25 protein-coding genes, 1 pseudogene and 1 riboswitch are annotated in these 23,143 nt (G+C 50.5%); of the genes and pseudogenes, 5 read left to right on the top strand and 21 right to left on the bottom strand.

Features of this window, described 5'->3' with window-relative positions:
• Positions 1-5: 5 nt before the first annotated feature.
• Positions 6-845: a hypothetical protein gene (locus ACETK5_RS00695; protein ID WP_394054110.1), complete on the bottom strand. Its 840-nt coding sequence runs from the start codon at positions 843-845 to the stop codon at positions 6-8.
• A 468-nt stretch (positions 846-1,313) separates the two neighbouring features.
• Entirely contained in the window at positions 1,314-1,790 is a 477-nt protein-coding gene (locus ACETK5_RS00690; protein ID WP_100539182.1) for an ArpU family phage packaging/lysis transcriptional regulator, read from the bottom strand.
• Between the two features lie 297 nt (positions 1,791-2,087).
• Here ACETK5_RS00690 and ACETK5_RS00685 point away from each other — a divergent pair, with 297 nt between their 5' ends.
• Both ACETK5_RS00685 and ACETK5_RS00680 read left to right on the top strand, forming a co-directional pair.
• A complete protein-coding gene (locus ACETK5_RS00685; protein ID WP_100539183.1) occupies positions 2,088-2,507 on the top strand; it encodes a helix-turn-helix domain-containing protein in 420 nt (139 codons plus the stop codon).
• A gap of 70 nt (positions 2,508-2,577) precedes the next feature.
• Positions 2,578-3,003 carry an ImmA/IrrE family metallo-endopeptidase gene (locus tag ACETK5_RS00680; RefSeq protein WP_100539184.1) on the top strand — a complete coding sequence of 142 codons (426 nt, stop codon included), beginning with the start codon at positions 2,578-2,580 and terminating at the stop codon, positions 3,001-3,003.
• Between the two features lie 196 nt (positions 3,004-3,199).
• Here the strand turns inward: ACETK5_RS00680 and ACETK5_RS00675 are convergent, their stop codons facing one another.
• Positions 3,200-3,931: a hypothetical protein gene (locus ACETK5_RS00675; protein ID WP_394054109.1), complete on the bottom strand. Its 732-nt coding sequence runs from the start codon at positions 3,929-3,931 to the stop codon at positions 3,200-3,202.
• A 255-nt stretch (positions 3,932-4,186) separates the two neighbouring features.
• On the opposite strand from ACETK5_RS00675, the gene ACETK5_RS00670 reads away from it, so the two are divergent.
• The gene (locus ACETK5_RS00670) at positions 4,187-4,285 is read left to right on the top strand and encodes a putative holin-like toxin (RefSeq protein WP_394054108.1); all 99 of its coding nucleotides are present in this window, start codon (positions 4,187-4,189) and stop codon (positions 4,283-4,285) included.
• A gap of 194 nt (positions 4,286-4,479) precedes the next feature.
• Here ACETK5_RS00670 and ACETK5_RS00665 read toward each other — a convergent pair whose 3' ends face one another.
• The 10 genes and pseudogenes from ACETK5_RS00665 to ACETK5_RS00620 all read right to left on the bottom strand — a co-directional run bounded on the left by ACETK5_RS00665 (position 4,480) and on the right by ACETK5_RS00620 (position 13,073).
• Complete coding sequence (locus tag ACETK5_RS00665) at positions 4,480-5,259, bottom strand: AraC family transcriptional regulator (RefSeq protein ID WP_394054107.1); 780 nt, start codon at positions 5,257-5,259, stop codon at positions 4,480-4,482.
• 6 nt (positions 5,260-5,265) lie between these two features.
• Positions 5,266-5,862 carry a LysE family translocator gene (locus ACETK5_RS00660; RefSeq protein WP_100539187.1) on the bottom strand — a complete coding sequence of 199 codons (597 nt, stop codon included), beginning with the start codon at positions 5,860-5,862 and terminating at the stop codon, positions 5,266-5,268.
• Positions 5,863-6,640: 778 nt separating this feature from the next.
• Positions 6,641-6,946, bottom strand: coding sequence for an ArsR/SmtB family transcription factor (locus tag ACETK5_RS00655; RefSeq protein WP_243390835.1), 306 nt, complete (start codon positions 6,944-6,946; stop codon positions 6,641-6,643).
• A 221-nt stretch (positions 6,947-7,167) separates the two neighbouring features.
• Positions 7,168-7,917 carry a polysaccharide deacetylase family protein gene (locus tag ACETK5_RS00650; RefSeq protein WP_394054106.1) on the bottom strand — a complete coding sequence of 250 codons (750 nt, stop codon included), beginning with the start codon at positions 7,915-7,917 and terminating at the stop codon, positions 7,168-7,170.
• Positions 7,914-8,504 (bottom strand): YkoP family protein, encoded by a 591-nt coding sequence (locus ACETK5_RS00645; RefSeq protein WP_100539527.1) that lies wholly within the window; start codon positions 8,502-8,504, stop codon positions 7,914-7,916. Before ACETK5_RS00645 ends, ACETK5_RS00650 begins: the two co-directional genes overlap by 4 nt.
• Before the next feature lie 404 nt (positions 8,505-8,908).
• Entirely contained in the window at positions 8,909-9,649 is a 741-nt protein-coding gene (locus tag ACETK5_RS00640; RefSeq protein WP_100539190.1) for an ABC transporter permease, read from the bottom strand.
• Positions 9,642-10,565: an ABC transporter ATP-binding protein gene (locus ACETK5_RS00635; RefSeq protein WP_096776611.1), complete on the bottom strand. Its 924-nt coding sequence runs from the start codon at positions 10,563-10,565 to the stop codon at positions 9,642-9,644. Before ACETK5_RS00635 ends, ACETK5_RS00640 begins: the two co-directional genes overlap by 8 nt.
• 275 nt (positions 10,566-10,840) lie before the next feature.
• Positions 10,841-11,106, bottom strand: a pseudogene (locus ACETK5_RS00630) (alpha/beta hydrolase family protein); the annotation flags it as partial.
• A gap of 336 nt (positions 11,107-11,442) precedes the next feature.
• Complete coding sequence (locus tag ACETK5_RS00625; protein WP_394054105.1) at positions 11,443-12,375, bottom strand: sensor histidine kinase; 933 nt, start codon at positions 12,373-12,375, stop codon at positions 11,443-11,445.
• Positions 12,375-13,073 (bottom strand): response regulator transcription factor, encoded by a 699-nt coding sequence (locus ACETK5_RS00620; RefSeq protein ID WP_076324789.1) that lies wholly within the window; start codon positions 13,071-13,073, stop codon positions 12,375-12,377. The genes ACETK5_RS00625 and ACETK5_RS00620 overlap by 1 nt, the downstream gene beginning before the upstream one ends.
• Before the next feature lie 215 nt (positions 13,074-13,288).
• On the opposite strand from ACETK5_RS00620, the gene ACETK5_RS00615 reads away from it, so the two are divergent.
• Positions 13,289-13,525, top strand: coding sequence for a transposase (locus tag ACETK5_RS00615; protein WP_394054104.1), 237 nt, complete (start codon positions 13,289-13,291; stop codon positions 13,523-13,525).
• 322 nt (positions 13,526-13,847) lie between these two features.
• On the opposite strand, the gene ACETK5_RS00610 is transcribed toward ACETK5_RS00615, so the two are convergent.
• From ACETK5_RS00610 to ACETK5_RS00590, 5 genes are all read right to left on the bottom strand, one after another.
• Positions 13,848-14,207 (bottom strand): DMT family transporter, encoded by a 360-nt coding sequence (locus ACETK5_RS00610; RefSeq protein ID WP_127593457.1) that lies wholly within the window; start codon positions 14,205-14,207, stop codon positions 13,848-13,850.
• Between the two features lie 4 nt (positions 14,208-14,211).
• A complete protein-coding gene (locus tag ACETK5_RS00605) occupies positions 14,212-14,781 on the bottom strand; it encodes a TetR/AcrR family transcriptional regulator (RefSeq protein WP_326114144.1) in 570 nt (189 codons plus the stop codon).
• 163 nt (positions 14,782-14,944) lie between these two features.
• On the bottom strand, positions 14,945-15,751 hold the full coding sequence (locus ACETK5_RS00600; RefSeq protein WP_100539195.1) for an energy-coupling factor transporter transmembrane component T family protein: 807 nt from the start codon (positions 15,749-15,751) through the stop codon (positions 14,945-14,947).
• Positions 15,748-17,424: an ABC transporter ATP-binding protein gene (locus ACETK5_RS00595; RefSeq protein WP_394054103.1), complete on the bottom strand. Its 1,677-nt coding sequence runs from the start codon at positions 17,422-17,424 to the stop codon at positions 15,748-15,750. The genes ACETK5_RS00600 and ACETK5_RS00595 overlap by 4 nt, the downstream gene beginning before the upstream one ends.
• The gene (locus tag ACETK5_RS00590) at positions 17,417-18,046 is read right to left on the bottom strand and encodes an ECF transporter S component (protein ID WP_100539197.1); all 630 of its coding nucleotides are present in this window, start codon (positions 18,044-18,046) and stop codon (positions 17,417-17,419) included. The genes ACETK5_RS00595 and ACETK5_RS00590 overlap by 8 nt, the downstream gene beginning before the upstream one ends.
• A 91-nt stretch (positions 18,047-18,137) precedes the next feature.
• A riboswitch (TPP riboswitch) is annotated at positions 18,138-18,250 on the bottom strand.
• A gap of 163 nt (positions 18,251-18,413) precedes the next feature.
• Between ACETK5_RS00590 and asd the strand changes: the two genes are divergently transcribed.
• On the top strand, positions 18,414-19,217 hold the full coding sequence (gene asd, locus ACETK5_RS00585; RefSeq protein WP_100539198.1) for an archaetidylserine decarboxylase: 804 nt from the start codon (positions 18,414-18,416) through the stop codon (positions 19,215-19,217).
• 67 nt (positions 19,218-19,284) lie between these two features.
• On the opposite strand, the gene ACETK5_RS00580 is transcribed toward asd, so the two are convergent.
• The 3 genes from ACETK5_RS00580 to pdxR all read right to left on the bottom strand — a co-directional run bounded on the left by ACETK5_RS00580 (position 19,285) and on the right by pdxR (position 23,029).
• Positions 19,285-20,139, bottom strand: coding sequence for an SDR family oxidoreductase (locus tag ACETK5_RS00580; protein WP_394054102.1), 855 nt, complete (start codon positions 20,137-20,139; stop codon positions 19,285-19,287).
• A 581-nt stretch (positions 20,140-20,720) separates the two neighbouring features.
• Entirely contained in the window at positions 20,721-21,506 is a 786-nt protein-coding gene (locus tag ACETK5_RS00575) for a helix-turn-helix domain-containing protein (protein WP_100539200.1), read from the bottom strand.
• Between the two features lie 59 nt (positions 21,507-21,565).
• Positions 21,566-23,029, bottom strand: coding sequence for a MocR-like pyridoxine biosynthesis transcription factor PdxR (pdxR, locus tag ACETK5_RS00570; protein ID WP_394054101.1), 1,464 nt, complete (start codon positions 23,027-23,029; stop codon positions 21,566-21,568).
• Positions 23,030-23,143: the final 114 nt, after the last annotated feature.

Raw genomic sequence — 23,143 nt, 5'->3', positions numbered from 1 at the left:
CCACCTCACTTTAAAATTGGATGAACGTTAACGCGCCTGATCAAAGCGGCTTCCTCCGGTGAACGCATCTTCCGCTGCGCCAGGGTCAGCTTCAGCTGCCCGTCCAGAATGGGATCGGCCTGCATATCGGAGGTAATCTCCGCAACGGATACATAGCGGCGATCCTGTGAATCCAGCTTCAGCTGGACCTGGGCACCAAGCTCCTCCACCAGCCTTGCAGCCGTGAGCTGCTCGTCCGCGGAATCAAGAGAGGCAATATGCCCGGTAAAGGTTTTGCGAACCTCGAACATCGAAGCTCCCGCCATCTTGGTCTCGCAGCCCGTCATCCGCCATAGAACGGCGTGATCTTCCCGTCCCGCCGGCCATGCCGTATGATAGATGCGCCAAGGATCACCCAGCACATCTTCTGTCCAGACCGTCAGTGTATGCAGCCATTCGTCGGGGTGTCCGGTGGAGCCGGCCCCGGATGCCTGCGGCATATAGACGCCGAATCGCATAATCCGGATCATTTTGCCTGAAACAGAATCGAACTTGTCGGCTTCCGGCACACCCAAATAATGCAGCTTGAATGATCTTCCATCGGCTCCGATAACCCGCTTGCGGTGAAGTCCCGGGATTAGAAGTTCCGCCCAGCGATCCAACTGAAGCAATTCGGAACGATCCGCATACAGCTTCAATCGCACCACCTGCCGGTACCCTGCCCATGAGGATTTCCAAACGTCCTCTCCCAGCGTCATGACGCCATAAAAAGGGTCGCTTATCCCATCCGGCGGATGTACGTCATATATTTGGCCTTCAAGCTCCGGAACGATATCTAGAACGGCCTGCTTGACCGCCCCTCTCATTCCGCAGATGGCCGAGTGACTTCTTGTCGGTGATGGTATAGCCAGCTTCTTACGACGGTCACATGCTTGTGCAACACGGCCCCCTCCTTTCTTTTCATATAGGGATCGGAAATGAAGAAATCAAAGCCTAAAGCCGCAGCAAAAAACCGGTCCTTCTTAAGGCCGGCTCACATCTACACGGTGTGTGTTCGGTATGCTCTGTTTAACTTCATTTCCGATAATACAATCTTACACCCCTAAATCGGATGCGCTGACGTCTTATGGGACGGATAATGCGGAACTTTAAGTGGAATGTCGGCGGAAAATAGTACGAACTTATGTTCGTATCGTTTGATTATATACCAGTTCTCTTGGGTCTCTTCCTCAACAACGTTGCCCTCCATTTGAAACAAAAAAACCGGAGCGCCTCCATTCTGAGGTCCTCCGGTTTTGGCTCGATTTGATGATCCATGCTCGCTCGGCGCTTATTCAGCTCATTTTGCTCTTTGCGGCTTTCTCCAACTCCTGCAGCTTCAACAGCCCCCTGTCTGCTAGAGCCAGTGCCAGTTTGTAGAAGGCCCGCGTACGGATTTTGGTATACGTATCCTTGCTGACCGGCGGCTCAAGGATATGGTTGTACACTTTGTAATCGAATACGTCGTCCTGCTTCATATACCGTTCCCGAATCAGCGTCTGCTCCCGCTCGCCAAGCCGTTCTACGATTGACTCGATCGTCTCGCAATACTGCTTCCTGGCCGCAGGCATATCTACATTATATATAGCAACCGCTGCTGTTTGGTCCGAGGTGACGTTGGTCGGTCCGTGGAATCGTTCCGCGTAGGATGCGGTCACGCTCGTCTCCCTGACTTCGAATGTAATGGTTTTATAGATACGATATTTCTCGAATATCGCTTCAACAGCACTTTGGGTCTTTCTGCGATCCAATTCCGGTAAAAATGGATTCATTAGGAAACACTCCCCTTTGGATTGTCATTGTCGAGGTTTGATTTGCCATTTGGCAGAAGGTTGTCTCATCTCACATGTTCGTATTTTGTTCGTATTTTTCATTAATATACCACTATTTGGAGACCGGCGTAAACCTTCAAAAGAGCGAACTATTCACGGGAATATGAGTCATACCTTTCATATTCTTGCCTTTTGGCAGTGATGCTCTCTTTTATTTTACCTGTTGGCAAAGGAAGGGGATGTGTTTATACTATAAGTAGATGTTTCAGATGGACTATGGTGAGGAGTGGCCGGAACGTGGAACGCATATTTGGATCATACTTGAAAGAGATGAGGGAGAACAAAGGCTGGAGCATCAATCAGCTGGCCCAAGCCGCCGACATCAGCGGATCGCAAATCTCCCGAATCGAGAATGGGCTGCGGGGCATACCCAAGCCGCAAACGCTTCGTAAAATGGCGGAGGCACTCGAAATACCCTATGAAGAGCTGATGAATAAAGCAGGTTATCTGCAGCAGGATGCTGCCAAGCACGAAGATATCTCGGCTCCCGCTTGGGCAACCTCCAGGGATAAACGGGATTTCAAGAAAATGCTTGAGGATGACGGTGAGCTCATGTTTGATGGCGTCCCTCTGAACGAGGAGGACAAGCAGCGCATCAAGGACGTCCTGACCGGACTGTTCTGGGAAGCCAAGCAGATGAACAAGCGCAAGAAATAAATCTACGTGATAAGGAGATACATAAAGATTACAACGATTCAACCAAAACCAATATTGCAGGTGAACCGGCATGGATGATTTTTTACAACCCTTAATCCGTCAGCTGATCAAAAAACATCATACCAGCTGCCCTTTTGAAATTGCGACATCCTTGGGCATACATATTCGATTTGCAGATTTAGGCCAAACGACCAAAGGGCTGTATTTCCGTAAACTAAGGCGGAGATTCATCGTCATCCACAATCAGCTGCCACCGCCATGGCAGCGCTTCGTATGCGCGCATGAGCTCGGGCATGACCGTCTCCATAAGGGAATCAGCCGCTTTTTTCTGGAGGAGCACTCCTATTTCAGTCCGGGCAAGCTGGAGCGGCAAGCGAACCGCTTTGCCATTGCCCTATTGACGGCGGATCTGGCTCCCGGACCGGGTGAGTCCTTACATGAGTTCTATCTACGAGCTGGCATTCCACAAGAAATGCTATATTTTTTTAGATTTTAAGCGAACGTATGTTCCCGATTTACAGTGGAAGATTCCCGCATTATTAATTCCCTCTTACGACCAAAAAGAACAACCCGCTCCTGACATGACATCAAAAGCGGGTTGTTGTTGAAGCCTCTTATGGAGAATAGTTCATATAAGTGGTTAACTGCAGGGACGGATGGAATGTTCTTTAGTTCGGTCCGCCATACTCCGTTCAAAGCGGTTCAAAGATGGCTACCTGTCGTTTGCCCACCTTCATATGATGAATCCTTTGAAACCGGTCATGCTTTAATTTTTGCCCTTTGTCGGATATGACCGCAACCACGGATCGGCCAGGATCCAGGATGGAATGAATGCCGTTAAAGAAATCCTTCACCGGCTCATCGCTTCCGCCGCCCCAGCTAACCAGGTCACCATAAGGGAGATCGGTCATGACGATATGGGTTCCCTTGCAGGAGGCCAAGTTTTCCTCCGGTTGGGTGATATCAGCTTGAAAACAAGCCGTCTCTTCCACACGCGAGGACCTTAACAGCTCCCTCAATCGGCCAGCGCTTTGCAGCGCATCCTGGTGAGACGGCTTCTGATACAACGCCAATAGTTCTTTCAGCTGTTCGGTGCGTTGTTCCAGCCCCTCTTCGCGGAGCAGCGACAGGTTTTTCGCGGCTATTCCGAGCACCTCTGCGTTAATGTCGGAACCGATGACGCGATGAATGCGCTGCCCGTGCAGCAGGCCCACCACCGTCAACAGATACGCCCCGCCGCAGCAGGGATCGAACAAGGTATAAGGCCCCTGTACCCCTTTTTTCTCCAATAGTTGAAAGCACCGCTGCGCAATCTCACTGGCTAGTCTAACAGGAAACGAAGTCGTTCCCTGCGCATTATACAGAACCCGGCCGCTGGCGAAATCCTCGTAGCTGCGCTGGGCTGACTCATAGATATATTCCATTCGAATGATTCCTTCCATCCGGCTAAAGCCTGAGTTAGTTTCAAATAATCCAAATACAGATTAACATCCCTGAGCCATATATCAAAATCCGCATGCTATACGTAACAGCCGCTGAAGTGGATTGAAGTCACATAGAAAAGCTCTAAATCTTCTCTCGACCAGACCATAATAAGCCCCTAAACGCAGGGCTTGTATGCTATAATTTGGGAAGTACAATATATCGGCTAATAAGGGCGGTCGGCTAATCTCCCCAGGATGGGAGGTGATGCCATGGAAGTATACCAAACATTGACGCTAATGATTTCGTTCGCGACGCTGGTGGTGTTAATACTTTCGTTCCATAAAAAGAAATAGACCGCCCTTGGTCAGGATCACGGTCTATTTCTGATCGGATTTCCTATAGCCGACCGCTCTTATAGCGGTACGTTGTACGCCGGGATCGTGTTCGCGCACGGTCCCTTTTACATTCTATACACATTATAACGGAGTTTATTCACAAATGCCAAGCCTGATTTGAAAAATCGCGCGAATGATCGGCGCCTGCCGCCTCACTTATCCAGATGGGACATATAATCAAATGCCGTCGTGCCGTACACATTCTTGAAATGCCGATTTAAATGGGCAAGATCCGTGAAGCCGCACTGGGTAACGGCCTGATATACATCCCGGCTGTCCTCGATCAGATGCTTGGCGCGTTCCACTTTGCAGTTCAGGTAATACTGATACGGAGACAACCCGGTATTCGCTTTAAACGTACGGATGAACTGATACTTCGACATCCCGAACTCCCCGCTTATTTCGTCCAGACGGAGAACGTGATCCAGATAATCCTGCATCATGTCTTTGGCCTTCCGCGTAAACACGCTGTCCTTCCGGCTGTCCGGGTTCAGAATATCATGGTTAAAATGTTCCGCCAGACCCAGAAGCAGCTCGCTGCTTCTTGCCTCCGGCTGACCGGTGAAGATCGACCTCGTCACATCCAGGATGCTCTTCCGCAGCCCGGCGTGATAGACAATCGGGGATTGGAACCGGACGATATCCTTTTTCTGGATCAATTCCAGGAATAGCTCCGGGTGAATGTAAATCATCACATAATCGATGCCCGTTCGTTCCTGGGACCAGCCATCATGCTTCTGCTCCGGATGGAACAGCATAACCCCGCTTTGGTAAGAGGCCTGCTGACTGCCGTCCAGCGAGTACTTCTGAATGCCGCGCAGCGTGACGCCGAGGGCATACTCCTCGTGATAATGCTTTTTATATTTGAAATCCGTCAGGCTCGCGGACAGCGCCGTAATGCCCACCGCTTTTTTATAAATAAACTGCTCCATCTTCCATCACCCCTTTATGAGCTCCGGTATGCCGGATACGACGATTGCCGAGTACAGCAGAAACAAAGCCAGGATCGTGTTGGTCGTTCTCCGATATTTTTGCATAATTCCTTGAAAAAGGCTACCGCACACGGCCCAGGTCATATACGCGGACAGCCCGATTAATGATACCGCGACAACAAACGCCGAAATGACAGGGCCAGCCGTATAATACGGCATGACGTAGCTGGGAATGACCGTTAGCGTAAACAAGACCACCTTCGGATTGAGAAACTGCATCAGAAAGCCGGACGTGAAGGATGCCGTTTGATTAGCGCCGGACTTGGATACGTCCATGGTATAAACCTGATACGTGAGATACAGCATGAACAGGCAGCCTACGATCCGCAAGATCGGCAGAATGATGGGCATGCCGGTAGACAGCAGCTGGCCCAATACGACGGAAGCAGCGATTAATAAGAAAAACGCGATGGAGGCTCCGGCAATGTAGCGCAAGGTCTTCTTCATGCCGGAGTTTTGAACCGAAGACAGAATGACGATGTTGGACGGTCCCGGCGAGAAAGCCACGATAAAACAGTAAATAAAAAACGAAGACAGATTCATGATGATAGCTCCTAACAAAGGAATTTCCTTTGTCATTATAGAGCTGGAGGCGAAGCGGGGCATAGTACATTATTGCAGCGGAACTAGAGCCGCACGGATACGGCTCTTCCGCAGATTCCAGTTCCTTCTATCGCCCTTAGTGACCGGACTGGTGTTCTTCGGTTGCTCCTGCGCATGCGCGCTGCCGGATAGATTCAGCAGAACGACCCCTGCGATGATCAGCAGGATCGAGAATACTGTCTTTCTTTCATATCCGATATATCAAATGATCCCGGCATGTTTTCGATCGATTCGTCTCGTCATCAAATATTTGAAATGACGTTGTTATAAGAATTACCGATTGGTATTTTGATTCTCAGTTGGGTAAACAAAAGAGCTCCGATGAAAAATCCCAACGAGTTCCATAGATAGAGCGAAACAGCGCCGAGTACAATAATCAAAGCACCGGAAAACGCATTGCGGGCCACTTCGCCACTTCGATACCTTGATAGCAAATGGAGAACAAGGAGTTTCCTTGCGTAAGCAGCTTCTTATCAAGGATTTTGGGAAGCGCCGACATTTGAGCCGGATCTATGTATTAAGCCTTGTTATTCGGACTTTTTGCTGAAACCAGTTTAATGCCTACCGCATATTCCTCGCTGTTAGTCATCTTGGAGGCTGAGGAGAACGCAACCCATTTTTCGAGCAAGACCTGAATTCCGCCATCGTCTCTTCCCTCTGTTCAGGCGAAAGCTGCATACGCAAGTTGATTTTTGTGCTAGAAGCTGCCTCATAATCATCAGCCAGTGCAGGATCGATCAGCTGGGTCCCACAGGTAGTTGAACCATTTGGCCTTGGACTTATAATATTTTTCTACAATACCGCCCACCGTCCGGATTTCCACCAGATCGATCAGTCCTCCATCATAAAGCTTTTGAATATGGTAATGAATGCTGCCCGGGGATTCTCCCAGTTCATAAGCCACCTGCTTGGAGGTTTTCGCCGTTTCAACCAGTGCTCCAATAATTTTAATTCTCTTCGCGCTACCCAGTAGTTTGGCCTGCTCCACGGAAATCTCGACGGATTGTGATTGTTCGTTTTTCATTCATATATCTCCCCGATCTAATTTATAGTTCATTCTATATAATTTATTTGTTCTAATTTTATAGATCAATTAAAGCCATAATAATCCACACTTTTCCATTTGTAAACATGCAAAATAAAAAAGCACAACCTCAAAATCCATAAGGCTGTACCTTTATGTTCGAACACAGCTTTATTAAAAGTATCTGGGGCCATGATCATTCTTTGTTAATATTACACGCATCATCCAACCCGAAAGCCTTTTGAAAGGTCGCTGCGCGAATCATGCGGCTTATGCAGCAGTTCATCGGCGCGGACGCATTCATACCCTTGGTTATGGACCGTGTCAATCACTTTCTCAAGGCTTGCGATCATTCTGCTTGGGGCATCAGGCTCCGCCCCCCAAGTATCTCCGCTGTCATGCAGCAAAATAATCGAGCCAGGTTCAAGCTGATCCAAGATCCGTTCTTTGAGCGGTTTGTTTTTGCTCCCCTTGCCCCAATCCCATCCCATGATCGACCACAGCACGATCCGGTATTTTCGCAAAGCAAATAAATCGCCTAAATTCAAAATCCCCCATGGAGGACGGTAAAATGCCGGGCGCTCGCCCGTGATTCGTTCGATGATATCGGCAGACCGGTGGACATGCTTGTTCCGGATATGGCGCGGACTCATTAGCCAATTGGGAAGATGGGAATAGTTGTGGATCCCGATTTGATGCCCTTCCATGTGGATGCGTTTCATAAGCTCCGGGTATCGCTCCGCTTTGCTGCCCAGTACAAAAAAGGTCGCCTTGATCCTTTTTTTCTTGAGAAGATCCAGCAGTTTAGGAGTATGCTGCGGGTCTGGGCCATCATCAAAGGTAAAAGCGATTTGCCGGCCACGCCGGCCGCGCAGGGTTACCCCAAATCCCCAGATCCGTGTGATAACATATGGAATGATCATATAGATAAAGACAAACATCAGCAGCAGATTCAGCATCACCATACTCATGCCGTTTCCTTAGAATAACGCAAAAGCAATGATTTTCTGGTCAGCATCAGCATTTTGGGCACAAGCTTGGGAGCATTTTTCTTCGTGCGTTCCCGCCCCACCGGATGCAGCACCCTGAGTAAAAGCCGCAAATAATAAGTAGAGAACACGCGAAACCCCTTGGATTCCAGCGGATGCAGCTCAAAACCGAGCCCGTGAATAATACCGCGGTGCAGCAGCGTTATTCCAGTCAAAGCTTTGACCTGCGCAAGCTCCGGTTCCGTCTCCATCGCCTCGCTAATTTGCTTGATCGATCTCCGCAGCATTCTTGCGGTCAAAAGCGCGGCCCGGTCAGCCCCCAGCTCTCTGGAAAGCTCCAATACCTGCCGGTTGTCCAAATGGAGTTCACCGACCCAATCCCCCGAATAAATCCACTCTCCGTCCTGGCACTTCAGGTTTTTTCCATGATGCCGGCGGATGACCAGCTTGCAAATCCCGTATCTTTTTATTCCGGCGCTGCGCAGTTTCGTGATTTGATCAAAAACCGCTTCCCAAGCCATCCATACCGACTGAGCGCTTGCCTTCGTAAGGGTAGCTAACATGTTCATTATGGTCACATCTTTCCTTTCCATTTTTGAATCGGTCTTCTGCAGTTATACCTCGCCTTTATTCCCTGCAGGAAAGGCATTTGTTTAGTTAGATGGCGGCAAACCAAAAACCCATGCCATTATTTTAAAAAATGATTCTATCTTTTCCCTTTCTTGTTTCTTAATGTTTTCTTAAGTCTTAATACTGGGGATATGTACTGAAGTTTGGCGGAAAATACGCGCACCAACAAAGGCATCATGCCCAGCCGGATCGCTTTTTTATCCGAGATGGATATGCACTACAAAATGCCGGAGCTAAGCCGGGCCGAATTCCCCGGAGATGAACACCAAATTCATGTAGGTATCTCCTTAAAAAAGCACCCTTCTTTCAGGCGAAGCTGCCGTTAAGAAGAGTGCTTTTTTAGTTAAGCCACGTCCACCTTATCTACGTTGCGGAACGAGAGATAAGCAATCAGGAGACCGATAACTCCCAAGATCAACGGTATCGTTATATTTCTGCTAAGCGAAAGGCCCTGGCTGTTGTTGCTGACTAAGACCACGATAATGATCGAGGACACGATCGTTGTCGGTACGGATTTTTTTCGCATCCCGAAGAATAAAGGAATGAGGCCGAGACACGCTGCTGACAGTGTTTGGATCAACAATTGGATCCCCGTATGCAGTAGTACGCCGGCCTCCAATTTTCCCGGAATAAACTGAAAATGGCTGTTCAGAGCCAGAATGGATATACAGGTAATAAAAGTCGAGATGAGCATCGCTCCAAACGTAAGAGCCAGAGCCAGCAGCATTTTCGCCATGATCAGTTTTTTACGCTCGACCGGGTACGTAAACAATAAGCTGATCGTTTTATTTTTGTATTCCTCAATAATAAGTCTGCTTAGCAAGACTGAAGCAAACACGATAAATACCGCACGGCAAAGTAGCCCCGCTATCGATAACGCATCGGCGAAACTCGTGAATGCAGGACCTCCACCCCCCTCCGTGTAGGCTATATCGGCGAAACTCCCGAATGCAGGATCTCCGCCCCCCTCCGTGTAGGCTATAAGAAGCATGAAACCGGCGCATAGGATCGTTGCAATAACCGCCCCTCTATAAAACCAGTTTAACTTCTGCTTTTTCATCTCCATACGGATCAGCTTAAGCATACTGCTCACCTCCGCTAATCTGATGCATAAAATACTCCTCGAGCGAAGTATGCTTATGGTTTATCGATTCAATCGCCACATCATTCAGTACCAGCGCTTTGGTCAATTCCTGCTGCGTAAATTTGGACTCGTAAATGCGTATGGCTGAATCACCGACGATTTTGAAATTGCTGACTTTCAGCTGATTTTCCAGTACAAATACAGCTTGTTTGCATTGTGGGGTCACAATTTCGATATAATCTGTGTTTTCGCTGCGCATCTCATCCATAGACACTTCGCGGATAAATTTGCCGCCCTGAAGAATGCCGATCGTATCTGCAACTTGTTCGATCTCACCCAGCAAATGGCTGGAGACCAGCAGCGTCATCCGGTACTCCTTGCTCAACATGCTCAGCAAACTTCTAAAATCCTTAATCCCGACCGGATCAAGTCCATTGATTGGTTCATCCAGAATGAGCAGCTCGGGTTTGGTTATAATGGCGCGGGCCATGCCCAGGCGCTGCTTCATACCAAGCGAAAATTCGGATACCGATTTGCCTTGGATGGAAGTTAGATTAACCATCTCAAGCGCTTCTTTAATTGCATGTTTGTTATAATAACCCATATATTCCGCATGCATCTCCAGATTTTCAATCGCCGTCATTTTATCGTAAAAAATCGGATACTCGATGATGCTGCCAATGCGTTTAAACATTTCAACCGATGAAGGCGTAAGCTTCTCTCCGAATATTTCAATTTCACCGCTGGTTGGTTTGACCAGATTCAGCATCATTTTCATTAGCGTTGTTTTACCGGCTCCGTTTGGACCGAGCAGTCCGTAAATCTGCCCCTGCTTGATATTCATACTGACGTCAGAGACAACATCTTTGCCTTTATAGGTTTTGCTGACATGGCGGGTACTGATGACATAACTCATTTATATTTACCCCTCTCACTTATCTCTTGATCATAGTATAACCGCCAACATTTTCATATTTCTTGCGCAATTCTTACGAATCTCTTAAGTGTAGAAAGCGACTCGATTATAAACAATCATATCACATGGAATAAACAAAGACCGGTTCACTCACAACCAGTCAGATCAATATGATCCAAATTGGTGCTGCTATTGAAAATAAACTCCACTTTAGTCTTCCTTTCTTCTGTATTAGATGTGTTACCTATTCCCTAGCAACTCTTACCTTATTTGCTCTACGGCTTCAGATTTTTATCCAAAAACTTGATCATTGTATTGAAGAAATCGAACAAGTTCTCTTCGTTGGTAAAGCCGTGTCCTTCATCACCCGCGGATCATTCGCCCCTTGAGCCACGAATCATGGCGTTACGATCTTATCGACGTGGAACACTGGCGAAATTTGCTTCAGCATTTCTTTGTCCTTTTCGGCATCACCGACACGTTCGTTTAAGAGATTTCTCATGGTCTCCCAATACGGTGGGATCGTTCCCAAGAACGAGAATCAAACAAAAAACCCTCTGACGCCAGCCATTGTAGCGTGACATCAGAGGGTTATTTCACTATTTATTTACAGCTACGATTTACGTTTGGTTCGCAGCGTTAGCGAGCTTCTTCTTGCGTCCTATTACTAATGAAACAGTTGGGGATGTGTTGGAATAAACAATTGCTACATTTACTTCCGATGCTAGCTTTCCTTCTGAAAGCTTTTAGGCGAATGCAGCAAATGCCTCCAAAGTAGCTTTTTTCCCAAAAATCTTTCAGCTTCGTAAGAATCGATTCCGTCTCCTCCGCTACTTTCGCTTTTTGTCTAGCACTAATATGATGTTAAGAAGCCGCGCTACGATAGCTTCTTTAACGAGATCGTGAAAACGGTCCGTTCATACGGCTTGCTTGCGACGCGAATTTCCCCGCCCATCAGCTCGATCAGTCTTTTCGTAATCGTCAGACCCAAACCGCTGCCCTGGAATCTTTTATTCCTTGAATCCTCCAGCGTATACATCCGCTCGAAAATAAGCTTCTGATCCCGTTCATGAATACCTTTGCCTTTATCCCAAATGTCGATAAGCACCCGGCCCTGTTCATCCCGCAGCTTCATGCCGATCACCCTGCCCTGTGAACCATAACGGATCGCATTGCTCAGCACATTGTTTAATGCGCGTTTTAGTCCTTCTTCATTGCCCCATGCATAAAGCGGCGTTTCCGGAATATCGATGTCAGCCTGCAACCCTTCGGATTCGATCAGATCATAAAACATCAGCATGCTGTTTCTGGAAATTTCATTGATATGTATGCGGGTCAGGGGCATCTCCTTATCCCCCGATTCCAGCTTGGCCAGGTCAAAAAAACGGTTGATCAACTCTACGATCTCTACAGTCTTCGTATGCACCTTATCCAGTAGCCGCTCCCTTTCCTCCATTGGCAAGTCGGCCTTCTGGTTCAACGTTTCGATATAACCGAGCACCACGGTAAGCGGCGTCTTCAAATCATGCGATATGTTTGCCAACATTCGGCGCATTGCGATTTCTGTACGCATAAATCCTGTCTCGGACTGCCTGGTTTGCAAAAGCAAGTGATTGATAGCAATCAACAGTCTACGATATCCTGGATCCTCCGTAAAAAGCAGCAGTTGCTCCTGCGAGGACGAATCCTTAATCGTATTCAGTTTATCGATGATGTAGCCAAGCTGCTTAGCTCTTTTTTTCCGACCCATCCACTGCATCACATTCAGCAACGCCAACATGATCACAACAATCAGCAGAACGGCAACCACTAAAATTCCCCCAAACGGTAGCCGATGCCCCACAGCGTTTTGATGTACTGCGGATCGGAGGGCTGATCTTCAATTTTGTCGCGCAAACGGCTCATATGCACATTAATGACATTTTCATCGCCGAAATAGTCGTCATTCCAGACGGATGTGAAAATGTGCTGCTTGGTGAATACCTTTTTCGGATTCGTCATAAACAACTTTAAGATTTGCAGTTCTTTGGCCGTCAGCTTGATCTCCTGGCCGTTTTTGGTCACGGTCAAATGATCCAGATCCATCTCTAGTTCATGGACCCGGATGATTTTATTTTGCTCAGTTGGGGGTGCTATTGCATAAGCCGTCACGCGGCGGATAGCGGCCTTCACTCTAGCCGTCAGCTCAATCATCGAAAAAGGTTTCGTAATATAGTCATCCGCGCCAAAACCAAGGCCGAGCGCCTTGTCCACTTCCCCATCCTTTGCGGATACGATCAGTACCGGCACATGGCTTTTCTCCCTGACTTTTTTTAGAAAATCCATACCGCTGATCTTGGGCAGCATCATATCCAGCAGTACGAGGTCATAATCTCGTTCGGCAAACCGCTCGAGCGCCTCCTCTCCGTCTTTGGCAAGCACCACCTGAAAACCTTCCATCGTCAAATAGCTCTCTACCATTTCGCCAATCGAGCTGTCATCCTCTACAAGAAGTATGTTCGAAGCCACGTCATTCACGCCTTTCTTTTTACGTCCATAACTCTAATATACTGGAAACAACGGCTCCGAGGTATATTCAGATTCATCTTCAAATAACCGCTCAAACTAAAATAACCCCACAAACTGATCTGTTGCAGCCTTGCGTACCGCCGAGTGTCGCATGAAGCACGTGTACAAAAATACAAATCGAAGGCTGCATGACCCGCATCTTTTAAATGTGAGGGATGCACAATGGACGCTATTTTAGAACGTTGTTGCGGTCTGGACGTTCATCAACTCATGCCAGCTCTTGGGCGGGGGGATGTCCAGGCAACCATGAGAGTGCTGGCAAAAAGAAAAGTTCTCGCATTCCTAAGGGCAAACGCATGCTCAAAGCGGTTTTATGCCAATGCGCATGGTCGGCCTCCATGACAAAAAGCTCTAGAATGCGGGCATTTTTTGACATGATCGTCAAACGATAAGGGAAGACGGATTGTAATATGAAGTGCGACACCTAAAACAAAATGGCCCATGCTGGTTTCGTGTAACATATTCCATTCGACTGATTCCTTCCATCCGGCTAAAGCCTAATTAGTTTCTAATGACTTTGTGTTAATACTTTCGTTCCATAAAAAGAAATAGACCGCCTTGGTCAGGATCACGGTCTATTTCTGATCGAATTCCTATAGTAAGGCCGCTCTTATGGCGGTACGTTGTACTCGGGGATCGTGTTCGCGCACGGTCCTTCTTCCATTCTACGCACGAGTACGGCCCTTCCGCAGATTCCGGTTCATTTGATCGTCCTTAGTGACCGGACTGGTGCGTCTTCGGTTGTTCCTGCGCATGCGCGCTGCCGGATAAATTCAGCAGAACGACACCCGCGATGATCAGCAGGATCGAGAATACTTTCAGGCCATTAATCTGCTCCGCAAAGAACATATAACCGATGACGGTAATGATCATGATGCCAAGTCCCGACCAGATCGCGTAAGCCACGGATATTTCAATCTGCTTCAAGCTCAGCGTCAGGAAGCTCAAGCTGCAAATATAGAACACCACCAGCAGCACGCTGGGCAGCGGTTTGCTGAACCCCTCTGACAGCTTCATGTTCAGCGTCCCCGCCACTTCAAACAGAATAGCCAAACTTAAATATAACCAATGCATAATCTCAAGACTCCTTCCGTTTCTCAGCGGCAATGCCGAACAATAAAATATCCATGACGGACTGCAGCAGCTCCCCCAGCGGCAATTGATGCTTCACCGTCGCCCTCGAATCGTAAATCTGATGAAGCGACCCGAGGTACAGATCGATGAACAGCGGCATGTGAATTCGCTTGATGCTTCCCTCGGCCATGCCCTGTTCCATCAGCTCGGTAACAATGCCCCATTCCTCTCGGAAAAAGGTGTCCAGCTTCTCCCATTGCGGATAATGCGACCGCTTCAAATCCGGCAGCATCCCCAGTTCCATCTTCTCCATCTCCTGGGGCAGACAGATTAGAATCTGGTGAATCTTCTCCAGAACGGTAAGCCCCTCATCCGCCGCAATGTCACGTTCGCGCTGCTGAATGTGCCGGATCATCCCGTCAATGATATATTCGACAATCTCTTCCTTGGATGAAAAATGCTCATAGATTGTCCGTTTGCTAATCGCAAGGCCGCGGGCCAGATCACTGACCGTAAACGTAAAGCCCTGCCGCTGAATCAAGCGGATCGTTTCATTCAATATTCGCTCGCGCACGTGAATAAACTCCCCTTCTGGTACTGAAAATACTTTTCTGGTACCACTAGTATTATAACGCCTCAATCAGCATGAAATCCAGGCCCTCTGAAGTTATTCTGATCTCATAAAAAAAGAACCTGCTTACACACCATAAGCAGGCTCTCATCGAGAAAACAACCGTTTAATCAAACCGCACGTCGCCAATGCCGAACCAAGGAAAATATCCGGCTGCCACATAAGCACAGCAGGCGGCGGCGGCGAGTAATCCGATGATTAGAAGATCGTAGCGGGAATAACGTGACGGGTAATAATACGTTCGAGCCTTCGCCCGATCCCCGTCAAATTGCTTCGCCTCCATCGCCGCGGCCACCCGGTGTGCCCGGCGGATGCTCTGCGCCAGCAGCGGCACCACATACAGTCCTGCGCGGTTCACCATGCCGCGAACGCCGCGAATCGGGCGGACTCCTCGTACCTTCAAGGCTTGGCGGCGGATTACATATTCCTCCCAGACCATGGGCAGCAGCCGGATCGAAGCCATGAAGCTGTAAGCATACTTGGGCGCAAGCCTCAGCTTCTGCATCAGACTGTAGAATAAATCCACCGAGGACGTTGTCGTAACAAGCAGCAGCCCCTCCGAGGCAAAGGCAATTCCCTTAAACCCCAGATGCAGCCCCCGATAAAAGCTTTCTTCCGATACCCGGAACAATCCCCACTCCCACCAGATCGTCTCCCCTTTCCCGAACAGCATCATGGAAGAGGAAGACGAAATAAAGGCAAGCAGAAACGGTATGAAAAACAGCAGCATCTTCCACGGCTTCACCCCGCTGAGCACCACGAGGCAGATCATAAAGATCAACGCCTGATACATGACAAAATCAAGATCATGGGTTAACACCGTCATAAAAAACAGCGCACAGATCAGTCCCAGCTTCACCACCGGATTCGCGCGGTGCAGCCAAGTGATCCGCACGGGATTCCATATATTCATGCGTTCACCCCCGTGAGGCGATGATCGGCCCCGGTTAGGTTTTCGCGAGTCTCATCAGCGCCATTCGCTCCGCCCGTCTCCCGTCCGGATTCCGTCCCGGTACACCATCGGGGGGAAGGCATGCTTGACGTCAACTGCCCCTCCCGGATTTCCCATATATGCGTGGCGACCCGCTGCGCGATCTCCATTTCATGCGTCACCATGAGAATGGCGGTTCCCGCGCGGCGCAGCTGCTCACACATCTCCAGAATCGCAAACGTATTCCGTGCATCCTGTCCGAAGGTCGGCTCATCCAGGAGCAGCACAGACGGCTGTCTTGCCATGGCCGTAGCCACGCTTAAGCGGCGCTTTTGACCTGTCGACAGCTGGTACGGATGCCTGGCCTCCATGCCCTTCAGTCCAAAGCGTTCCAGACAGCGGTCGGCCTGTGCCTTCGCTTCCTCCGGCGGCACATGATCCACCAGCAGGGAGTAAACCACCTCATCGCCGATGCGTTCCGTCAGGAATTGAAGCTCCGGATTCTGAAACACGAATCCGATTTGGCGCAGCTGCTGCTCTCTCTTCTTCCGCACCTTCCTGCGCCTGCCCTGAATGACCTCTTCCCCGCAGAGCACATAGGTTCCTTCGGCGCGAAGCAGCCCCATTAAACTGAGCAGCAGCGAGCTCTTTCCTGCTCCGTTCGGCCCAACCACCGCAATGAATTGTCCCGGAACCACCTCGGCTGAAGGGAGGGTGATGACAGGTTTATCCCATCTCATCCCCCTGAAATCCGCCAGTTGAATGACAGTTTCCCCATGCTGAGCGTATGGCAGAGCAGCCTCATACAGGAGATCACCTGCCTCATTGCCCAGCGCGTCGACCGGGGCGAATAACTCTCTGCCTTCCCGGGACTCCGCGTAATCTTCCCATACGCCGGGATACCAGATTCCGTAGGCTTGGAGTTCCCGCTCATATTCAGCGAATATCGCTGCTGGGGGACCTTCGCCCAGAATCACCCCATCCGGGCTGAACAGCACGACACGATCCACGTATTGGGCCATTTCTTCAATCCGGTGCTCCACGATGATCAGCGTACGCCCTTCCGAGACGGCCTTCACCGCGGACCAGATTTGCTCCCTGCCTTCCGGGTCGAGCAGCGCAGACGGCTCGTCAAGGAACAGGACCTCCGGCTCCAGCAGCAGAGCCGATGCCAGCGCCAGTCGTTGCTTCATGCCTTGGGACAAATGCCCGATCGGCATATGGAGCTCCTCAAGATCAAGTCCCACCTCGCGCAGGGCCGCTTGCATCCGCTCCTTCATCTCGTCGCGTGGGACACTTAGATTCTCCAGCACGAAAGCCAGCTCTTCATCCACGTACGGCATACAGAACTGGGTATCCGGATCCTGAAACACATAACCCCAAGAGCGCGGAACCAGCTGGGCCTCGCATTTCATCGGCACCTCCGTTGCGCGGGGAATCATCCCGCTAAGCACCTGCAGCAGCGTGGATTTGCCACAGCCGCTCGGACCGAGCAGCAGCACCTTCTCCCCGCGGACTGCCGAGAAGGAGAGGTCTTTGAACATCAGCCGCTCCTCGCCCGGATACTTCAGACGCAATCCCTCCACATACACGGCCGGTTCCGGAAGCATCTCAGCGGACTGAGCCGGAACCTGGCTAACCGTGGCATTAGACATGGCGCGGATCATCCAGTGCTTCGTAATCCTTCTTCGACGCAGGACGCAGCAGGGATGTCACGCCTGTACGGTCAAGCGCTTTGGCCAGCAGGAGCATCAGGAGGCCTGCAATGACGGCGCCGCTGAGTACCCGCATGCCGTATTTGGCAAGGAACATCCACGTCTGCAGGTCATCGGTATAGCTGTAATAGAAGTCCATGATCATCGAGCCGATGGCCGCGCCGGCTCCGGCAATCGCCAGCGTCCACGCGGAGGTGCTCCGATAACGGAATGCCGCGAATACCAATTCTGCCCCCAGTCCTTGAATGAGGCCATACAGCAGCAGGGTCAATCCCCAGCCGCTGCCAAACAGCACTTCCACGTGGGCCGCCGCCACTTCCGCGATGATGGCCACTCCCGGCTTGCGGATCAGCAAGTAAGCAAGCGTGGCTGCAGCGAACCACATGCCGTATAACAACTCATCCGCTTCAAAGAACAGCGGTTTTAACAGATTGTAAACCGAACCCCAGAAATGATAAATGACGCCAAGCACCAGCGATACCAGAACCGTCACCAAAATATCGCTTAACCGCAGCCCTTTTCGGGGCTGAACCCCCAACTTCTCTTGCACAGACGTTCCCATAACAACACATTCCCCTCTCCACCTCTATTTTTGTGTAAACACAACAAAAAACCGTCTGGAAAAACGCGCAGACGGAAAAATAGGCCCTATGTAGGCAGGGTCGGATATTCTCTACGCTGGCATTACCCAGTTCAGATTAACGGTCAACAGCGGATAACAGCTGCAATCTCAGCCTGATTCACTCAAGCCCCCGTATTCCTATTCGGTTTCATGTTAACTTTAAAATACACATTCGCTCCGGAATAAGCAAGAGCCTTTTTTCAAAAATGGCTATTTATTGATTTCCATCTCATTCTATGTCAATATCAGAGTGGTTGGCTTTTCCACCAACGTTTATTGCTGACACCTATGCACAAAGGAGAATGACATGGCTAAACAATTGCTGCGTCTGATGACTGAGCTATCCTCCCGCAAGTGGCTGTCCCGAATCATGGGACATTGTTCCCACAGCCGGCTGAGCCGTCATCTAATACCTGCATTTATACGAATTTATCAAATTCCGGCGCATGAAGCGGAGAAAGAAATCCACGAATACCGCTCACTGAACGAGTTCTTTTCCCGCCGGTTAAAAATAGGCCTGCGCGCCATAGATGATACCGCCGACGCTATGGTAAGCCCGGTCGATGCGACGATTTCGGCAATGGGCGCCGTCAACGCCGGCACCATTCTGAGCGTCAAGGGACAGGATTATACCCTGAGCGAGCTGCTCGCCAAATCGCCAAGAATGGAAAACTACATCAACGGTTATGCTTTTGTATTGTATTTAAGCCCGACCGATTATCATCGCATTCATTCCCCGGTAACCGGTGTTCAGGCGGAGAGCGAGCATCTGAAGGGCCGCGTTTACCCTGTGAACGATTTTGCGATGACCCATATTCGGAACGTGCTCAGCCGCAATGAACGCCTCATTACCTATATTGCGCATGAGTTCGGCGAAGTTGCCGTCGTGAAGGTCGGAGCCATGAACGTAAGCAGCATCCGTTATGCTGACGAGAACGTGAAGAAATACGGGATTGGCGATGAGCTCGCGTACTTTGAATTCGGCTCTACCGTCGTGCTTTTGACGGAGAACGGCACGTTTACTCCGCGCGGTGACCTGGAACCCGGCTCCAAGGTGAAGATGGGGGAACTCCTCGGTTTGCTTCATCCGTCCCCAGCCAGAAAAGGGTAATCCCATTCACCTTACCAAACATCGCATTTTACAAGTTAAGGCCATGAATCATTCGCGGCATGAATGATTAACGCCGGCCCAGCATCCGATACATGATCCGCTGAAACAGCCGATCCGGCAGCACGCCCTTGATCCATGCGGTTAGCCGCGTGCCTCGGGGCAGCAAATAGCGGAACCTGGGCTTAGCCATGGACGCAATTTTTGCCACAAGCCTGGCTACCTCCAGCGGATCCCCGCTTCCCCTGGCTGTCCGCTCGGAATACTCCAGCACGCCCTTCAGCAGATCGCTGTAGGGTGATCCTTCCTTTACCGCAAGCTCCCCAAAGCTTTTGTTCCAAATCGGGGTGCCATAGGCACCGGGCTGGATCAGCACGACATCGATGCCAAAGGGCATCAACTCCATGGACAGGCTTTCGCCAAACCCTTCCAAAGCAAATTTGGAGGACGCATAAGGTCCATAACCCGGAAAGCCGACCACGCCGCTAATGCTGCTCATGAGAATGATTTTGGAATGTCCGGTACGGCGGAGCAGCGGCAGCATTTGCTGCGTTACCGATACGGTCCCGAAAAAATTCGTCTCCATCTGCTTTCGCCAGCCGCTGAGCGGCTCTTCCTCCACCATGCCGCCTACCGCCTCGCCGGCATTGTTCACCAGCACGTCCAAGCGTCCATACCTCTGCTCTATCTCCAAAGCAGCGGCCTTGACTTGTTCCTCGATGCATATATCCAGCTGGAATACGTGAATGCGCCCGGCAACATCTGCTTGTTCGGCTCGGGCCAACAGTTCTGCCGCCGCCTCAGGCCTGCGCATACCCGCAGCCACGTCATAACCTGCTTTTGCCAGCTCCAGACTGATGAGCAGTCCGAACCCGCTCGACGCGCCCGTGATCAGCGCAACCTTTCCTGCTCCCGACGCTACCACCGGATCACCGCTTGCTCTGCCAATGCCACTCTCTCCTTCACTCGCGTCACCCTTCCGTTATCCGAAATGCCTGCCTGGTCCATGTTCCTAAGAACCCTGCGTTCAGCGCCTTATACATATTCCTAATATAACAAAATTTCGCAACGTAATCAGAGTCCCTATCCGTATATGCATCCATTAAATAGCCCCACAAAGTGGAGCCTATGCTTCGATGCTTATTCCAAATACTTTGCGGGGACCCCAAAACATATCGAAAAAAGGGAGCTATTTAGCTCCCTTTGCGTTCATCCAGAGAAAAGCGTATATGATAACGGGATTCAACGTTCCCCGTATGTAGGCCAAGTCTCATTAAAACCACACATCCTGATGATTCTGAGTCGTTGTCTTCATGCGGCGCAAGCGATTTCTGAAAATAGCGCAGCCACCACGACTGAAGAAACGTCCACGCACCCGTCTTCTTGGGCTCATTCCTCTCTCCCCCCTTCATAAAATGAAACTGTATTTCGTTTTTACCCTAAATCGCTTGCTATGAAACCCATCTGCCCTTCGGCCACTCAGGTAAGTTATGGAAGGGCGGGGGATCACCGAATCTCGGATGGGCTCTTGCCCGTATACTGCTTAAATTGCCGGCTGAAAAAGAAAATATCGCGGTAACCCAGCGCGTCGGCTACCTCCGTTACGTTCATCCCTTGATGCAGCAGCAGATGCTGCGCCCGCTCAATCCGCATCTGAATGATATAGGATTGCACCGGCGTGCCGATCAGTTCCTTGAACTTGATCGAGAAGTAACGGGGGGACAACCCCGCTCTGGCCGCCAAATCCTCGACCCGATGGGGAATCCCCGGGTGCTGGCGGACATAATTCGCGATTTCATGGATCGCCTCTGACAGCTGATTGCTTGCTTTTTTGACGACCGGCTCAGCGAGATCCGAGCGAAGCAGATGAATCATCAGCTGTTTCAGAATAAGCTGCCCCTCCTCCAATGATCCATAGGGCTTGTCCAGATACAAACGCACGTAACGCGCGAGCAAATATTCGAAATCCATCGTTTCCGTCAGCTTCCGATAAGATGCCGGAATCTCTTGGACCGGGTCGGTCACGTCAAAATGGATATATGTCAATACGAGCGGCTTCTGCGGGTTGTGCGTCGCGCTCGTATGATCTCCGGGTCGGAACAGAAAGCAGCTTCCTTTTCCCACGGCAAAGGGCTCGTCATTGAGCTCGACCGTGCCTTCACCGCTCCATACATAGAACAAATCATAATTCTGCATGGGTCTTTCGCGTTTTTGCCATTTCCAGCCCGGCTCACATACGATTTTGGCAAGCGCAGGCATGATTATAAAAGAAGACGGCGATGCATTCAGCATCACGTCATAACCCCCTCATCTCATTCAAAAATTGACCTCTTTTCCATCATACCCGTTTTTTATGTTTTTTGCATGTCCAGCCACGCCTGCGCAATCCGGGTAACCCCTTCTTCGATGCTGGCTATGTCCAGATGCGAGAAGCCGAAGCATGCCGCAGGTAACCTGGGGGTACGATGATATACCGATGCATCCCGAAACATGACGCCGCGTTTGCGTGCAGCTTCTTGGAGCAGGACATACTCTTCCTCAGAGCGCAGCCAGTTCGCATAAACGTGCAGGCCGGCATCGCCGGGATGAAGACGAAACAGTTCGGAGGCATGGGTATCCATCGCCTGGCGAAGCGCCTCATACCGCGCACCATACAGCCGGGTCATTCTTCTAAGATGCCGACCGTAACCCCCTCGCACAATAAAGCGTGCCAGCGCACGCTGCTCCAATACAGCTGGTGAAATCGGCTCGTAAAGCGCCTTGGCCTGCACAACCGCCTCAACCAGGCTTGGGGGAAGCACGGCATACCCGATGCGGAGCCCGGTAAACATCGTTTTGGAGAACGAACCGACAAAGATGACACGTCCCTCGGTATCCAGCATCCGCAAGGGCTCAATCGGCTTGCCGCCCCAGCGGAACTCGCTGTCGTAATCATCCTCGATAATAAAGGCCTGACGGCTTCGCGCCCAATTCAGCAGCGCCCTTCTTCGCTCCAACGGCAGCACCGCTCCCGTCGGGTATTGACGGCTGGGGCTTACGACAAGCAGGCCGGCGTCCCAGTCATGCGGTATCAATCCGGCATCGTCGACCGGGGATGGCAGCGGAATCCCGCCGCTCAGGCTGATGCCCCGATAGATGCCTTGATAGCCCGGATCCTCCATGACCACCTGATCGCCAGGATCGACCAGCAGCTGAAACATCAGGACAAGCCCCTGCATGGATCCGCTGAAAATCACGATATGCTCGGGGTCGGCCTGGATTCCCCGCGTAAAACGCAGATGTCCGGCTATCGCCTGCCGCAGTTCGAGATCCCCCTCCGGCGGCGCTCCGTTCTGCAGCTCGTTGCCCCCGCTTCCGCCGGCGTAGGATAACGCGCTCCTCCACTCCGAATAAGGAAAATCCTCCATGGGCATCCGTGCATTCGCGAATGAGATTGTACCTCGGGGAGGTTCTCTCAGCATCATCTGTGCCGAGATATAATCCCCGCTTTGGCTCACCAGTCGTTGCCCCCATGCCGAGAGCACCGGCGCTCCCTCGACCGGCGGCGGTTGGTCCACCATAGCGATCCCCTCCGCTACGTAAGTTCCGCTGCCCTGCCTGGATACAACATAACCTTCGGCCATCAGCATGTCATAGCTCTGCGCGGCCGAGCCTCTGGACACGCCATACAGCTTTGCCAGCTCGCGTGTGGCGGGAAGGCGGGTTCCTTCCGGCAGCTTGCCGCTATGAATGGCAGCACGAAGTGCGTGGTATAGAGCCAAATATTTATATCGATATTGTTCCACATACGTCTCGAACGGCAATCCCAGCTCCATAATGACGACTCCTCTATCATTTTTTGAAATTGGACTATATAAATTACTCTAAATTGGCGCTTTTTCCTTGTCAATGATCATCGTATGCTGTTATTCAAAATGATAGGGGGAGCG

Origin of the sequence: Paenibacillus ilasis, assembly GCF_043195395.1 — a bacterium.
Taxonomy (GTDB): Bacteria; Bacillota; Bacilli; order Paenibacillales; family Paenibacillaceae; genus Paenibacillus_AQ; species Paenibacillus_AQ lautus.
Note: the sequence above shows the minus strand (reverse complement) of the source record. Positions and strands in the feature narration are given on the sequence as shown.

Coding starts and splice junctions, on each gene's coding strand:
- asd (WP_100539198.1), top strand. CDS start 18,414: ATGGCTAAACAATTGCTGCGTCTGATGACTGAGCTATCCTCCCGCAAG.
- ACETK5_RS00670 (WP_394054108.1), top strand. CDS start 4,187: ATGGGAGGTGATGCCATGGAAGTATACCAAACATTGACGCTAATGATT.
- ACETK5_RS00675 (WP_394054109.1), bottom strand. CDS start 3,931: ATGGAATATATCTATGAGTCAGCCCAGCGCAGCTACGAGGATTTCGCC.
- ACETK5_RS00660 (WP_100539187.1), bottom strand. CDS start 5,862: ATGAATCTGTCTTCGTTTTTTATTTACTGTTTTATCGTGGCTTTCTCG.
- ACETK5_RS00590 (WP_100539197.1), bottom strand. CDS start 18,046: ATGGGAACGTCTGTGCAAGAGAAGTTGGGGGTTCAGCCCCGAAAAGGG.
- ACETK5_RS00690 (WP_100539182.1), bottom strand. CDS start 1,790: ATGAATCCATTTTTACCGGAATTGGATCGCAGAAAGACCCAAAGTGCT.
- ACETK5_RS00575 (WP_100539200.1), bottom strand. CDS start 21,506: ATGCTGAATGCATCGCCGTCTTCTTTTATAATCATGCCTGCGCTTGCC.
- ACETK5_RS00610 (WP_127593457.1), bottom strand. CDS start 14,207: ATGCATTGGTTATATTTAAGTTTGGCTATTCTGTTTGAAGTGGCGGGG.
- ACETK5_RS00650 (WP_394054106.1), bottom strand. CDS start 7,917: ATGAGTATGGTGATGCTGAATCTGCTGCTGATGTTTGTCTTTATCTAT.
- ACETK5_RS00595 (WP_394054103.1), bottom strand. CDS start 17,424: ATGTCTAATGCCACGGTTAGCCAGGTTCCGGCTCAGTCCGCTGAGATG.
- ACETK5_RS00635 (WP_096776611.1), bottom strand. CDS start 10,565: ATGAGTTATGTCATCAGTACCCGCCATGTCAGCAAAACCTATAAAGGC.
- ACETK5_RS00695 (WP_394054110.1), bottom strand. CDS start 845: ATGAGAGGGGCGGTCAAGCAGGCCGTTCTAGATATCGTTCCGGAGCTT.
- ACETK5_RS00665 (WP_394054107.1), bottom strand. CDS start 5,259: ATGGAGCAGTTTATTTATAAAAAAGCGGTGGGCATTACGGCGCTGTCC.
- ACETK5_RS00640 (WP_100539190.1), bottom strand. CDS start 9,649: ATGCTTAAGCTGATCCGTATGGAGATGAAAAAGCAGAAGTTAAACTGG.
- ACETK5_RS00645 (WP_100539527.1), bottom strand. CDS start 8,504: ATGAACATGTTAGCTACCCTTACGAAGGCAAGCGCTCAGTCGGTATGG.
- ACETK5_RS00600 (WP_100539195.1), bottom strand. CDS start 15,751: ATGAATATATGGAATCCCGTGCGGATCACTTGGCTGCACCGCGCGAAT.
- pdxR (WP_394054101.1), bottom strand. CDS start 23,029: ATGGAGCTGGGATTGCCGTTCGAGACGTATGTGGAACAATATCGATAT.
- ACETK5_RS00655 (WP_243390835.1), bottom strand. CDS start 6,946: ATGAAAAACGAACAATCACAATCCGTCGAGATTTCCGTGGAGCAGGCC.
- ACETK5_RS00615 (WP_394054104.1), top strand. CDS start 13,289: ATGCACAATGGACGCTATTTTAGAACGTTGTTGCGGTCTGGACGTTCA.
- ACETK5_RS00680 (WP_100539184.1), top strand. CDS start 2,578: ATGGATGATTTTTTACAACCCTTAATCCGTCAGCTGATCAAAAAACAT.